Here is a 13,762-nt window from a genome sequence, read left to right as displayed (position 1 = left end):
CGGTCCGCCTTTACTCGATCACACCCGCGCGACTACCCGCATCGCTCCCCCGCACGCCCAAGAAGTGTGACAGCTACGTCCGACAGGTCAGTCGGCCAGGTGCCGCTCGAGCCAGTCACCTGCGGTGCGCCGGAACAGGCGGCGGTTGTCCGCGCGGCGGAAATCGTGACCTTCGTCACGCAGCAGGAGCAGTTGCGCCTCCAGCCCCCGTTCGCGCGCGGCCCGGACGAACTGTTCGGACTCGCCGGGCGGCACGTTGGTGTCGTGCTCGCCGTGCACGGCGAGGACGGGGGCGCGCAGGGCGTCGACCCGGCTCATGGGCGACAGGGCGCGCAGCAGGTCCCGCTCGTGTTCCGGATGGCCGTACTTGTGCGCGGCGGACTGCGCGATCCACGGCTCGGTCCCGGCGAAGAAGGTGGTCAGGTCCGACATGCCGCAGACGGCCACGCCGGTGCGGAACAGGCCGGGGTGCCACACCAGGGACGCCATGGTGAGGTAGCCGCCGTAGGAGCGGCCCATCACGGCCATCCGCCGGGGGTCGGCGAGGCCCTGGACGACGACGTGCGCCGCGCAGTCGGCGACGTCGTCGAAGGCGGCGAAGCGTCCGGCGCCCAGGTCGGCGTCGACGAAGCTGCGGCCGTGGCCGGAGGAGCCGCGGACGTCGGGGGCGAACACGTCCAGGCCGCGGCCGAGCAGTTCCAGGTAGAGGGGTTCGAGGACGGGGCGTTCCTGTTCCTCGGGCCCGCCGTGCAGGTGCAGGACGCACGGCGCGGGTTCGCCGGGCGACCGGCCGGGGGCCCGGTAGTACCAGCCGCCGAGCTGGAGGCCGTCACGGGCGACGGGCCGTACGGGTGTGGGACGCACCGGGGTCCGTCCCGGCGGGAAGGCGTCCTCGTCGCGGGAGGACCAGGGGGTGCGCAGGGGCGCGCCGTGCGGCAGCCACCACACGCCGGGGTGGCGCCGTGACCCGGACAGCGCGACCACGGGCGCGTCGGGGTCGGCGGTGGGCGCGATCCGGGTGACGACCTCGTGGGGCAGCTCGACACGGCGCGCGTCGCCGGCCGAGGGCGGGGGCGCGGCGCCCGTGCCATGGGGCGGGGCGGAGTCGAGCGCGAGCAGTTCCAGGTCGCTGACCCCGTGCCGGTTCCAGGCGAGCACGGCGCTGCGGGCGTCGTGGCCGAGGGCGAGAAGTTCGAGGCCGCAGTCCTCGCGTTCGGCGACGACGCGGGTGGAGTGCAGGTCGCCGCGCGGGCCGAGGTGGGCGGCGAGCAGGGCCGCGTACTCGCGTCCGGCGTCGCTGCGCAGCCAGAGCGTGCCGGCGGAAGGGGAGAAGCCGCCGACCCAGGGGTCGCCGTCGGCGACCGGGAAGGCGCAGGTGACGGCGGAGTCCTCGGTGCGGACGACGAGGCCCTCGCGGCGTCCGCGCGGGCCCCGGTACACCAGCGCGAGACGGCCGTCGCGGCTGAGGTCGCACACCCGCTGGTTGGCCGCGCCGCGTTCGCTGAACAGCAGGACGGGCGCGGCGCTGCCCTCCGGGTCGACGAGATACGCGGACAGGGTCCGCCCCTCCAGTTCCCGGCCGGAGCCGGGCCGCACGCCGCCGTCGGCGGGACCGAGCCGTCCTCCGGCCGGGTCCAGCAGGACGGCACGGCCGTCGCGGCCCGCCCACTGCGGGGCGTGTTCGGTGCCCGGCGGCCCGGGCGCCTCCGCGTGGTACCGGTCGGGCTGCCCGGGCGGGGCGGACTCGGTGACGGTCACCGCGATCGCGGATCCGTCGTGCTGCCAGCAGCCGAGCCGAGCGGAGGTGCCGGACTCGCCGCCGGCCAGCAGATGCCGTCCGCTGCCGTCGGGGCGTACGCACAGCACCCGGGTCAGCTCGCCGCCTCCGGGCGCCGTGGTGTAGGCGATCCACCGTCCGTCCGGCGACCAGGAGACCTCCGTGACGGGGTGCGGGTCGGCGTCGAGGCGGCGCACCTCCGCGCCGTCGACCGGGCCGGTCCACAGCTGCGGCACCCCGGCCCGGTCGCAGATGAAGGCGACGTGCCGGCCGCTCGGGTCGGCGGAGGGGTACCAGCAGCCGTGGACCGCCGGGGGCGGCAGATCGTACGGCGCCGCCGCGTCGGCCAGGGGGGCGGACTCCGGGGCGTACAGCGCGCTGCCGGGGTTCCGGGTCGCCGTCATCGGATCCCGTGGGTCTGGAGCCAGGTCTCCAGCAGGGCGATCTGCCAGAGGGCGTTGGCGCCGCGACGGGTGCGGTGGGCGTCGGGCGCGGCCAGCAGCCGCTCCACGTACTCCTCGCGGAACACGCCGCGGGCGCGGGCCTCGGGCGCGGTCAGGGTGTCGCGGACGCGCTGGAGGACGGGTCCGGCCATGTGGCGGATCGCCGGGACCGGGAAGTAGCCCTTGGGCCGGTCGACGACCTCGCGGGGCAGGACCCGGCGGCCCGCGGCCTTCAGGACGCCCTTGCCGCCGTCGGCGAGCTTCAGCTCGGGCGGGCAGGCGGCGGCCAGTTCCACCAGCTCGTGGTCGAGGAACGGCACCCGGGCCTCCAGGCCCCAGTCCATGGTCATGTTGTCGACCCGCTTGACGGGGTCGTCGACCATCATCACCAGCGTGTCCAGCCGCAGTTGCGCGTCGAGGGCGGTGTCGGCGCCGTCCCGCGCCATGTGCTCCCGGATGAACTCCGCCGAGGTGTCGCGGTCGGGCAGCATCTCGGGCCGCAGCACGTGCGCCATGTCGGCGTGGGAGCGGTCGGCGTAGGCGTCGGTGTACGCCTCGGCGGCCCGCTCGCGGGGCGCGTCCGCCATCGCCGGGTACCAGTCGTAGCCGGCGAACACCTCGTCGGCGCCCTGTCCGCTCTGCACGACCTTGACCTCCTTGGCGACCTGCTCGGACAGCAGGTGGAAGGCGACCACGTCGTGGCTCATCATGGGCTCGCTCATGGCGCGGACGGCTCCGTCGAGGGCGCCGGCGACCCGGTCGGAGGGCACCATCAGCTGGTGGTGGCGGGTGTCGAACTGCCGGGCCACAAGGTCGGAGTAATGGAACTCGTCGCCGTCCTCGTCGCCCTCGGACTCGAAGCCGACGCTGAAGGTCGCCAGGTCCCGCTGCCCCTCGTCGGCCAGCAGCGCCACGATCAGGCTGGAGTCCAGGCCGCCGGAGAGCAGCACGCCCACCGGCACGTCGGCGACCATGCGGCGGCGCACCGCGGTGCGCAGGGCGTCCAGGACCGCGTCGGTCCAGTCGTCGGCGGTGAGGTCCGCGTAGGCGGGGCGGCGGGTGTGGAGGGGGTTCCAGTAGCGGCGGTCGTGGTGGGTGCCGTCGGGCTCGACGACGCGCACGGTGGCCGGGGGCAGCTTGCGCACGCCGTTGAGGACGGTGCGGGGCGCGACGACGGTGGCGTGCCAGCTGAGGTACTGGTGCAGGGCCACGGGGTCGAGGGAGGTGTCGACGCCGCCTGCCGCCAGCAGGGCGGGCAGCGAGGAGGCGAACCGCAGGCGCTCGGAGGTGGCCGACAGGTAGAGCGGCTTGATGCCGAGCCGGTCGCGGGCGAGGACGACGCGTCCGGTGTCCTGCTCGACGATCACGAAGGCGAACATGCCGTGGAACCGGTCGACGCAGTCGGCGCCCCACTGCTGGTACGCCTTGAGCACCACCTCGGTGTCGGAGTGCGAGAAGAAGCGGTGGCCGAGGGCGTGCAGTTCGTCGCGCAGCTCACGGTAGTTGTAGACGCAGCCGTTGAAGACGCCGGTGAGGCGGGCGCCCGGGTCGGTCATGGGCTGGGCGCCGCACTCCGACAGGTCGATGATCTTCAGCCGGCGGTGTCCGAGGGCGACCGGGCCCTGGGACCACAGGCCGCGTCCGTCCGGGCCGCGCGGTGCGAGCCGGTCGGTCATGCGCTCCACCGCAGCGATGTCGGGCCGTCCGCCGTCGAGCCGTATCTCCCCGCTGAGGCCGCACATCAGAGGTTCCCCCCTTCCCTCGGTTCCCGGTCCCTGGGGGCGGTGTCCTGCTGGGTGACGGCGTGGCTGGTCCTGGACATGGGGTGGTGATCACTCTCCTGGTTCGGGATCGGGTGGCGGGCCCGTCGCCTGCGGGGCGCGGGCCGGTGCGCCGGATCAGCCCGGCGTGCCCGGTGTGGTGACCGGGTGGAGGGGGGTGCGGGGGCGGCCTGCCGTGTGCCGGGCGGTGACCTGGGGGCGCGGGCGGCGGGCGCCGGCGCGGGCCGGGAGACGGCCGCCGCGCGTCTCGGTGACGAGCAGGTCGATGCCGGCCGGCAGATCGGCCTCCCGGACCGTGCGGCGCAGCCGGTGGGCGGCGCTGCCCGCGGCCAGGGCCTCGTCGAGCAGGTCGCGCACGGTGCCGAAGTCACCGGACGCCTCCAGCGCCGGGCGCAGCCGGTGCAGCATGCGGCGCAGCACCAGGTGGGCGGGGGCGGCGCGGCGGGTCCACGGGTCGACCAGCGGGCCCTCCAGGCCGGAGCGCGCGGCGCGCCAGGCGGCGGCGCGCAGCCACTCGTGGTGCCCGTCGCAGCGCGGGTCGGCGCCGCGTTCCAGGCGGTGGCAGGCGTCGCGCACCAGCGCCCGGAACAGTCCGGCGATGAGCACGACCGTCTCGGCGCGGGGGCAGGCGTCGCCGATCCGCAGCTCCAGCGTGCGCTGGTGGGCGGAGGGGCGTACGTCCTGGTAGAGCATGCCGGTGTCGCTGATGACACCGGAGCCGATCAGTTCCGCGACGGCGGCGTCGTACTCGGCGGCGTCCCGGTAGCAGCCGGCCGGTCCCGCGGTGGGCCAGCGCTGCCACAGCATGGTGCGCCAGGAGGCGTAGCCGGTGTCGGAGCCCAGCCAGTACGGGGAGCTGGCGGACAGCGCGAGCAGCGGCGGCAGCCAGGGCGACACCAGGCACATGGCGCGGACCGCGGTGTCGCGGTCGGGCACGTCGGCGTGCACCTGGGCGCTGCAGATGAGCTGTTCGTCGGCGACCCTGCGGTACTCGTCCGCCATCCGCCGGAAGCGGGCGTCGGCCGTGACGTCGCGCGGGGTCACCCGCGCCAGCGGCACGGTGCCGGCGGCGACGACGGCCAGGCCCTCCGCGGCGGCCGCGGCGGCCAGGCGGCGCCGGGTGCCGGACAGGTCCGCGTAGAGCCCGTCGAGGGTGTCGTGGACCTCACTGTTGCTCTCCACCGCCGACTGCTGCAGCTCGCTGCTGAAACCGGTGGTGCCGAGTCTTTCCAACAGCAGCCCGGCCCGTGGCACGAGTCGCCCGCTCTCCGCGTCCAGGACGTGGAATTCTTCCTCTGCTCCGATACGCACCGTCACCGCCGGTTTCCCCTTGCCCGTAGTCCTGTGCCGGCCCCGCGACGGCTCGGGAGCCACCGGCGGCGCTTTCGGCACATCCCGGGTGCCCCGGATGGCGCACAAGCAATCGAACGGCCCTCGTCAACGGTGTACCGACCCGGACGGCGGGGCGTGCGCGGGGGTGCGCCGTCCGTGGGGCGGGCGGTCAGTCCGCCTGGGAACCGTGGCTGTCGCGCAGGTCGAAGACCTGGTCGAGGCCGGTGAGCTGAAGAAGCCGGCGCAGCGTCTCCGGCACGGCCACCAGGATCAGTCCGGCGCCGGCCGCGACCACGTGGTTGCGGACGGCGATCAGCGCGGAGATGCCGCTGGAGTCGCAGAAGCCCAGCTCACCCAGGTCCACCACGAGCAGCAGCCCGGCGGAGAGGACCGCGCCCGCGGCGGCCCGGCGCAGTTGCTGCGCGTTGCTGTGGTCGAGGTCGCCGGAGACCTCCAGCAGGGCGCCGGCGGGCGTGCGGGACGAGACGATCGTCAGGGGTTCCATGCGGGTCGCTCTGTTCGTTCCGTGGAAACGGGTGCGCCGAGGGGGACGCGGGTCAGGGTGCGGCGGGGACGCCGAAGGCGAGGAGCGCGGTGTCGTCGTCGAGGCCGTCGCCGAAGTCGCGCAGCAGACCGGTGAGGGCGTCGACGAGGGCGCGGCTGCCCGCGGGGGCGCGCGCGGCGGCGAACGACAGCAGCGCCTCGTAGCCGTAGAGCCGGCGGCCGGGGCCGACCCGGGCCTCGGTGAGGCCGTCGGTGTACAGCAGCAGCGTGTCGCCGGGCCGCAGCACGGTGCTCACCTCGGTGAACTGCGCCGTGGGGAGCACTCCGACGAGCATGCCGCCGCGGGTGCTGAGGTATTCGGCGGCGCCGTCGGCGCGCAGGACGAGCGCGGGGGGATGGCCCCCGGAGGCGAGCCGGACCCGCAGGGTGTCCCCGACCCGTTCGAACACGCCGGCCACGGCGGTGCAGTAGCGGGGGTCGTCGCCGGTGTAGCGCTCCATGAGGACCCGGTTGAGGACGCGCAGGTCCTCCACCGGGTCCGCGTCCTGGATCATGGCGGCGCGCAGGGTGTAGCGGGTGATCGAGGTCAGGGCCGCGGCCTGCGGGCCCTTGCCGCAGACGTCGCCGAGGAAGAAGGCGGTGCGGGTGTCGTCGAGCGCGAACAGGTCGTAGAAGTCGCCGCCGAGCTCCATCGGGGAGGCCGTGTGGTAGTAGCCGGCCGTCTCCACGCCGGGGAGGTCGGGCAGGGTGGCGGGCAGCAGGCTGCGCTGGAGGACGGCCAGGGCCTCGCGCAGCTGGGCGCGGTCGGCCTCGGCCTGTTCGCGGGCCTCGTCGGCTGCGCGGCGGGCGCGCAGCAGTTCCTGTTCGTAGGCGCGCCGGTCGGTGGCGTCGAAGACGGTGGTGCGGATCAGCAGCGGTTCGCCGTCGGCGCCGCGCTTGAGGGTGGAGGTGACCAGCACGGGCAGGCGGGGTCCCGCGGCGGTGCGCATCTCCAGCGCGACGCCGCCGAGGTGTCCCTGCATGCGCAGCAGCGGGGCGAAGTGCGTCTCGTGGTAGAGCCGGCCGCCGACCGTGAGCAGGTCGCTGAAGCGCTTGCGGCCGACGACCTCCTCGCGGGTCAGGCCGAGCCATCCGAGGAGGGTGGCGTTGATCTTGGCGATGGTGCCGTCCATCAGGGTGGACAGGTAGCCGCAGGGCGCCGACTCGTACAGGTCCTCCGCCGAGTCCTCCAGGAGGGCGCTGAACGCGGGGCGGGTGCCGGGCGCCTCCGCGCCCGGGTCGGCCACGCCGCCGGGGTTCAACGGCTGTCTGCGGACAGGAAGGCGCGGATGGCGCCGGCGGTGGCCTCGGGCGCGCTGAGCTGGGGGCAGTGGCCGATGGCGTCCAGGGTGACCAGCCGGCTGCCGGGCACGGCGGCGTGGACGTAGGCGCCGACCTCGCGGGGCGCGATGACGTCCTGCTCGCACTCCAGGATCAGGGTGGGGACGGTCACGGTCTCGAGGTCCTTGCGGCTGTCGGAGAGGAACGTCGTGCGGGCGAAGACCCGGGCGATGTCGGGGTCGGTCGCGCAGAAGCTGTTGGCCAGCTCCTCGCCGAGCTCGGGGCGGTCCGGGTTGCCCATGATGACCGGGGCCATGGTGGCGGACCAGCCGAGGTAGTTGGACTCCAGGGACTCGAGCAGTTCGTCGATGTCCTCGGCGGAGAAGCCGCCGCGGTAGCCGTCCTCGTCGATGTAGCGGGGCGAGGGGCACACCATCACCAGGGCGCCGATGCGCTTCGGGGCGGCGGCCGCGGCGAGCACGCCGGTCATGGCGCTCACCGAGTGGCCGACGACGACCGCGTCGCGCAGGTCCAGCTCCTCGCAGACCTCCACCACGTCGCGGGCGTAGCCGTCGAGGGAGGAGTAGCGGTCCTCCTGCCAGGCGGACAGGTCGGAGCGGCCGGCCCCGACGTAGTCGAAGAGCACCAGCGGGTGGTCCTCGGCGAGAAGCGGCTCGACCAGTCGCCACATGTTCTGGTCGCAGCCGAAGCCGTGCACGAGGACGACGGGACGTCCGGTGGCGGCTCCGGTCACGCGGACGTTGTTCCTGCGGCGGATGCTCATCCGCCCATGCTCGCACGCCGGGCGTGTCCGCCGTCGGCGGGCCGGGCTCGGCCCCCGGCGGGACGGGCGACGGGCGCGGGCGTGGCGGCGGTGCGGGCCTCCAGGGCGTGCAGCACGGCCACCATGTCCTCGCCGCCGTGTCCGCCCGCCACGGTCTCCTCGAAGAGGGCGTGGCACGCGTCGAGCAGCGGGGAGGCCACCCCGGCCGCGCGGGCGGCCTCGGCGATCAGGCGGTTGTTCTTCAGCACGTCGGCGGCGGCGGCCTGGACGTCGAAGTCCCGGGCGAGCAGCTTGGGCGCCTTCATCCGGGAGACGGAGCTGGCCATGGGTCCGGCGTCCAGCACGTCGAGGAAGCGGGCGCGGTCCAGTCCGTGCCGGTCGGCGAAGTGGAACGCCTCGGTGAGCCCGGTGACCTGGGTGATCAGGAACAGGTTGACGGCGAGCTTCATCAGCAGGGCGCCCGGCACGGTCCCGCAGTCGAAGCTCTCCCGGCACATCGGGGCGAGCAGCGGGCGTACGGACGCGACGACGGCGGGGTCGCCGGCCAGCATCGCGACGAGCCGCCCCTCCTCGGCGGGGACGCGGGAGCCGGAGACGGGGGCCTCTGCGTAGGCGCCTCCGGCGGCGCGTACGTCGCGTTCCAGCGCCGCCGAGTACGCGGCGGACGTGGTGCCCATGTGGACGACGGTGCGCCCGGCCACGCGGGCGGCGAAGCCGGGGGCGCCGCGGCCGAGCACCGCGTCGACCGCGGCCTCGTCGGCCAGCATCAGCAGGACGGTGTCCGCCCGCCGGAAGACCTCGGCGGGGCTCGCGGCCACCTCGGCGCCGGCGTCACGCAGGGGCGCGCACCGGTCCGGGGTGCGGTTCCAGACGACGAGCGGGGTTCCGGCGCGCGCGAGGTTGAGCGCCATGGGCCGGCCCATGACTCCGAGTCCGACGAAGCCCACGCGCATGGCGCACCACCGTTTCCCCGGGCCGCCCGGTTCCGTGCATCAGCATTATGACGGCTGTCATAGTAGCGGCCTCTATGACGACGGTCATAGGGTGGGCCGCGCAGGATGCGGGCGGACGCGGACGACGTGGGGAGGCCGGGATGGCAGGGGCCGCCGAGCGGGGGCCGCGGGAGCGGATGGTGTTCAGCGCCGCCCAGCTGATCCGGCGCGAGGGGGTCGGCGCGACGGGGATGCGGGAGGTGGCCGCCCGTGCGGGGGCGCCGCGCGGTTCGCTCCAGCACTACTTCCCCGGCGGCAAGGAGCAGCTCGTCAACGAGGCCGTCGGCTGGGCCGGCCGGTACGCCGGGAACCGGGTGGCGCGTTTCGTGGCCGCGCTGCCCGAGCCGACGCCGTCGGGTCTGTTCGCCGAGATGGTCCGCCAGTGGACCGACGAGTACGAGACCGAGGGGTTCGACGGGGGCTGCCCGGTCGCGGCGGCCACGGTGGACCGCGCCCGCACCGCCGACTCCACGCGGCAGGCCGCCGCGGACGCCTTCGCCCGGTGGACCGGCGCGGTGGCCGCCGCCCTGACGGACATGGGCGTGCCCGAGGAGCGCGCCCGGCCGCTCGCCACTCTGATGATCAGCTCCCTCGAGGGGGCGCTCCTGATCGCCCGGGCCGAGCGCAGCGTCCGCGCCCTGACGACGGCGGTCCGCGAACTCGGCCCCCTGCTGGACGCGGCGGTGACCCCGGCCGCGCCGGGCGGCGGGGCAGACGGCGGGGCGGGCGGAAGGGCCGGGAGCTGACGCCGCGTTGACTACAGTGATCGCGCCACTATCCGGCGTTTCACGGACCAGTGAGGTAATCGCGAACCATGTCGACCGAAACGTTTGAGTTCCAGGTAGAGGCCCGTCAGCTGCTCCAGCTGATGATCCACTCGGTCTACTCGAACAAGGACGTCTTCCTCCGTGAGCTCGTCTCCAACGCCTCGGACGCGCTCGACAAGCTGCGGCTGGCCAAGCTGCGCGACGACGCGCTCGACGCCGACGTCTCCGACCTGCACATCGAGCTGGAGATCGACCGGGACGCCCGGACGCTCACCGTGCGGGACAACGGCATCGGCATGTCGTACGACGAGGTCGGCGAGCTCATCGGCACCATCGCCAACTCCGGCACGGCGCAGTTCCTCAAGGAGCTCAAGGAGGCGCAGGACGCGGCCGGGGCTGAGGGGCTGATCGGGCAGTTCGGCGTCGGCTTCTACTCCGGGTTCATGGTCGCCGACGAGGTGACCCTGGTGACCCGCAAGGCCGGCGAGCAGCAGGGCACCCGGTGGGTCTCGCGCGGCGAGGGCACGTACACGCTGGAGCGGGTCGACGACGCGCCGCAGGGCACCTCCGTCGTGCTGCACCTCAAGCCGGCCGACCCGGACAACCAGCTGCACGACTACACGTCGGTGTGGAAGATCAAGGAGATCGTCAAGCGCTACTCGGACTTCATCACCTGGCCGATCAGGCTCGTCGGCGAGCGGACCGCGCAGGACGCCAAGGCCGCCGAGGACGCCGAGGACGGGGAAGGGGACGACGGCGAGACCGCCGCGCCCGAGACGCTGAACTCGATGAAGGCGCTGTGGGCGCGCCCCCGCGACGAGGTGTCCGAGGACGAGTACCACGAGCTGTACAAGCACATCGGCCACGACTGGCGGGAGCCGCTGGAGACGATTCAGCTGCACGCGGAGGGCACCTTCGAGTACCAGGCCCTGCTGTTCCTCCCGTCGCACGCCCCGCACGACCTGTACCAGCAGAACATGCGGCACGGCCTTCAGCTGTACGTGAAGCGCGTGTTCATCATGGACGACTGCGAGGCGCTGCTGCCGGCGTACCTGCGGTTCGTCAAGGGCGTGGTCGACGCGCAGGACCTCTCGCTCAACGTGTCCCGCGAGATCCTCCAGCAGGACCGGCACATCCGGATGATGCAGCGCCGGCTCACCAAGAAGGTGCTGTCCTCGGTGAAGAGCATGGCGGCCGACGCCCCGGAGAAGTACGCCACGTTCTGGCGGGAGTTCGGCGCGGTGCTCAAGGAGGGCCTGGTCACCGACCCCGACAACCGGGACGCGCTGCTCGCGGTGGCGTCGTTCGCCTCCACGCGCGAGGACGACGGGACGGTCACGCTCGCGCAGTACGTGGAGCGGATGCCCGAGGACCAGGACGACATCTACTACGTCACCGGAGAGTCCCGCGAGGCGATCGTCAACTCCCCGCACATGGAGGCGTTCCGGGAGCGCGGCATCGAGGTGCTGCTGCTCACGGACCCGGTCGACGAGGTGTGGGTGGACGCCGTCGGCGAGTTCCAGGGCAAGCGGCTGCGGTCGGTCGCCAAGGGCGAGATCGACCTGGACGCGCGCGAGGACAACGGGAGCGAGGACGAGCAGAAGCTGCAGGCGGAGGCGTACGCGGGGCTGCTCGGCTGGATGCGGGAGCGGCTGGACGACGACGTCAAGGAGGTCCGCCTGTCGACGCGGCTCACCCGGTCCCCGGCCTGTCTGGTCGCCGACGCGGACGACCTCACTCCGGCGCTGGAGAACATGTACCGGGCCATGGGCCAGGAGGTCCCGCGCAGCAAGCGCGTCCTCGAGCTCAACCCGGACCACCCCCTGGTCAAGGGGCTGAACGAGGCGTACGGGGAGCGCGAGGACCGCTCGGAGCTCGCCGACACGGCCGAGCTGCTGTACGCCCTGGCGGTGGTGGCGGAGGGCGGCCGCCCCAAGGACCCGGCACGGTTCGTCCAGCTGACGGCGGACCGCCTGGAGCGCACGCTGTGAGGTGACGCGGCCCGCCGACGGTGACGCTCCCCGCCCGAGGAGGCGTCCGCCCGCCGGTCCCGCCCGTCAGACGCGGGCGGGCTCGGCGGGCGTCCGCCTGCGGGTCGACTCCCGCAGGCGCCTGCCGCGGCGGGTCAGGCCCCAGGGCTTGAGGACCGAGATCACCGTCATGAAGACGTAGGCGGACAGGGAGACGATCGGCCCGAAGAGGACGTCGCCGCCGTCCGGCAGCGGGTGCCCCGCGGACACCGCCGAGACCGCCTCGTTCACGCCGGGCCGCAGGGCGAAGACGGTCGCCGTGGTGGTGGCGAGGGTCAGCCAGAACTTCGTCCACACCCAGCGGTGCCGGGCCAGCCCCCAGGGCGTGCCCAGGGACAGGACCAGGCCGCTGGCCAGGGTCAGCAGGGCGACCGGCAGCAGCAGCCAGTCGGCGAACAGCTTCATCGAGCGCACGGCCGCCTCCAGCGTGGCGGCCGACCCGGTGGTGTTCGCGGCCAGGCCGAGGGCGAGCAGCCCGGCGGAGAGCCCCAGCCAGCCGGCGGAGGCGACGACATGGACGACGAGGAAGGCCCGGCGTGCGGGGCGGTGGAGTTTCACGCCGTCCACGGTGCCGGGCCGGCCCCGCGCGGACATCCCACGGCGGGAGTAACCCCGCGTACCGACACGGGCGTACGTGACGAGGGTCCCCGCACTTCCCGCACGCCCGCTGCGTACGGAGCCGCGGGCGGGGGCACATGTCAGCGGTGACCACAGCAGACTTCCTCTTCGCGCTCCTCGGCGTGGTGGCCCTGGGCGCGGCCGCGCTGCCGCGGCTGCTGGCCCGCAGGCCGCTGTCGCTGCCCCTGGTGTTCCTGGCCCTGGGCGTCGCCGTCCAGCTGCTGCCGCTTCCGCTGCCGGAGATCGACCCGGTGGCCGACGGGGTGTGGGTGGAGCACCTGGCGGAGATCTGCGTGGTGCTCTCCCTCATGGGCGCGGGCCTGGCGCTGAACCGGCCCTTCGGGTTCGCCAGCTGGCAGGGGGTGTGGCGGCAGCTCGGCATCACGATGCCGCTGACCATGGCCGCCGTCGCCGCCCTCGCCTGGGGCCTGCTGGGCTGGCCGGCGGCGACCGCGCTGCTGCTGGCGGGGGTGCTCGCGCCGACCGACCCGGTGCTCGCCTCGGAGGTGCGCGTCGGCGAGCCGACGGACGCGGAGCACGACGAGGACGAGGTCCGCTTCACCCTGACCGGTGAGGCGGGGCTGAACGACGGGCTCGCCTTCCCGTTCGTCGCCGCCGCGATGGCCCTGGCCGCCGCCGGCGGGAACGTCACCGGCGGCGGCGTCGGCCACTGGCTGCTGGTCGAGGTGCTCTACAAGTGCACGGCGGGCGTGGCCGCGGGGCTGGCCGTCGGGGCGCTGCTGGGGCGGCTGTTCTTCCGGGCGAAGTGGCGGGCGATGCGGCTGTCGGAGCACAGCGAGGGGTTCGTGGCGCTCGGCGCGACGTTCCTCGCGTACGGGGTGACGGAGCTGGTGCACGGGTACGGCTTCGTGGCGGTGTTCGTCACCGCGTGCCGGATCCGCGCGGCGGAGCGCTCGCACGGGTACCACACGGTGATGCACGACTTCGTGGAGCAGATCGAGCGGCTGCTGACGGCCGTGCTGCTGTTCCTGCTGGGGGCGTTCGTCGCGCAGGGCGGGCTGGCCCCGCTCAGCTGGCAGGGCGCGCTGGTGGGCGTGGCGCTGCTGCTCGTCGTCCGCCCGGTGACGGGGTGGGTCGCCCAGCTCGGCGCGGCGGCGGGCCCGCGGGAGCGGGTGGTCACCGCGTTCTTCGGCGTCCGGGGCATCGGCTCCCTGTTCTACCTGGCGTACGCGCTGGCCTCGCACGACTTCGGGGTGCCGGCCGAGGTGCTGTGGGCGGTGGTGACGTTCACGGTGCTCGCCTCGGTGGTGCTGCACGGGGTGAGCGCCACGCCCGTCGTCTCCCGCCTGGACCGGCTGCGGCTGCACCGCGCCAAGGCGCGCGGCGCCGGGCCGGATCCCGACGACCACGAAGTGGCGGGCGAGCGCCTGTGAACGCCCGGTCCCGGACCGCC

10 protein-coding genes and 1 pseudogene are annotated in these 13,762 nt (G+C 74.2%); 3 read left to right on the top strand and 8 right to left on the bottom strand.

Going from position 1 to position 13,762, the window contains the following annotated elements:
• Positions 1 to 87: 87 nt before the first annotated feature.
• From ACFOSY_RS14160 to ACFOSY_RS14130, 7 genes and pseudogenes are all read right to left on the bottom strand, one after another.
• Positions 88 to 2,181, bottom strand: coding sequence for a S9 family peptidase (locus tag ACFOSY_RS14160; protein WP_394307134.1), 2,094 nt, complete (start codon positions 2,179 to 2,181; stop codon positions 88 to 90).
• On the bottom strand, positions 2,178 to 3,962 hold the full coding sequence (locus tag ACFOSY_RS14155; protein ID WP_394307133.1) for an N-acetylglutaminylglutamine amidotransferase: 1,785 nt from the start codon (positions 3,960 to 3,962) through the stop codon (positions 2,178 to 2,180). Before ACFOSY_RS14155 ends, ACFOSY_RS14160 begins: the two co-directional genes overlap by 4 nt.
• A gap of 156 nt (positions 3,963 to 4,118) precedes the next feature.
• Positions 4,119 to 5,318, bottom strand: a complete 1,200-nt coding sequence (locus ACFOSY_RS14150) for a carboxylate-amine ligase (RefSeq protein ID WP_394307132.1) — start codon at positions 5,316 to 5,318, stop codon at positions 4,119 to 4,121.
• A 184-nt stretch (positions 5,319 to 5,502) separates the two neighbouring features.
• Positions 5,503 to 5,838, bottom strand: a complete 336-nt coding sequence (locus tag ACFOSY_RS14145) for an STAS domain-containing protein (protein WP_394307131.1) — start codon at positions 5,836 to 5,838, stop codon at positions 5,503 to 5,505.
• 52 nt (positions 5,839 to 5,890) lie between these two features.
• Positions 5,891 to 7,123, bottom strand: coding sequence for a PP2C family protein-serine/threonine phosphatase (locus tag ACFOSY_RS14140; RefSeq protein WP_394307130.1), 1,233 nt, complete (start codon positions 7,121 to 7,123; stop codon positions 5,891 to 5,893).
• Between the two features lie 11 nt (positions 7,124 to 7,134).
• Entirely contained in the window at positions 7,135 to 7,941 is an 807-nt protein-coding gene (locus tag ACFOSY_RS14135) for an alpha/beta fold hydrolase (RefSeq protein WP_394307129.1), read from the bottom strand.
• Positions 7,938 to 8,897: pseudogene (locus tag ACFOSY_RS14130) on the bottom strand (NAD(P)-dependent oxidoreductase); the annotation flags it as partial. The pseudogene ACFOSY_RS14130 and the gene ACFOSY_RS14135, both read right to left, overlap by 4 nt.
• Before the next feature lie 137 nt (positions 8,898 to 9,034).
• On the opposite strand from ACFOSY_RS14130, the gene ACFOSY_RS14125 reads away from it, so the two are divergent.
• Complete coding sequence (locus ACFOSY_RS14125) at positions 9,035 to 9,679, top strand: TetR/AcrR family transcriptional regulator (protein WP_394307128.1); 645 nt, start codon at positions 9,035 to 9,037, stop codon at positions 9,677 to 9,679.
• Positions 9,680 to 9,747: 68 nt separating this feature from the next.
• Positions 9,748 to 11,691 (top strand): molecular chaperone HtpG, encoded by a 1,944-nt coding sequence (gene htpG, locus ACFOSY_RS14120; protein WP_394307127.1) that lies wholly within the window; start codon positions 9,748 to 9,750, stop codon positions 11,689 to 11,691.
• Positions 11,692 to 11,757: 66 nt separating this feature from the next.
• Here htpG and ACFOSY_RS14115 read toward each other — a convergent pair whose 3' ends face one another.
• A complete protein-coding gene (locus ACFOSY_RS14115) occupies positions 11,758 to 12,324 on the bottom strand; it encodes a DUF2269 family protein (protein ID WP_394307126.1) in 567 nt (188 codons plus the stop codon).
• A 101-nt stretch (positions 12,325 to 12,425) separates the two neighbouring features.
• Between ACFOSY_RS14115 and ACFOSY_RS14110 the strand changes: the two genes are divergently transcribed.
• Positions 12,426 to 13,742, top strand: coding sequence for a cation:proton antiporter (locus tag ACFOSY_RS14110; protein WP_394307125.1), 1,317 nt, complete (start codon positions 12,426 to 12,428; stop codon positions 13,740 to 13,742).
• Positions 13,743 to 13,762: the final 20 nt, after the last annotated feature.

Origin of the sequence: Streptomyces lusitanus, assembly GCF_042647945.1 — a bacterium.
GTDB lineage: Bacteria > Actinomycetota > Actinomycetes > Streptomycetales > Streptomycetaceae > Streptomyces > Streptomyces pseudogriseolus.
This window is presented reverse-complemented; position numbering and strand designations above follow the sequence as displayed.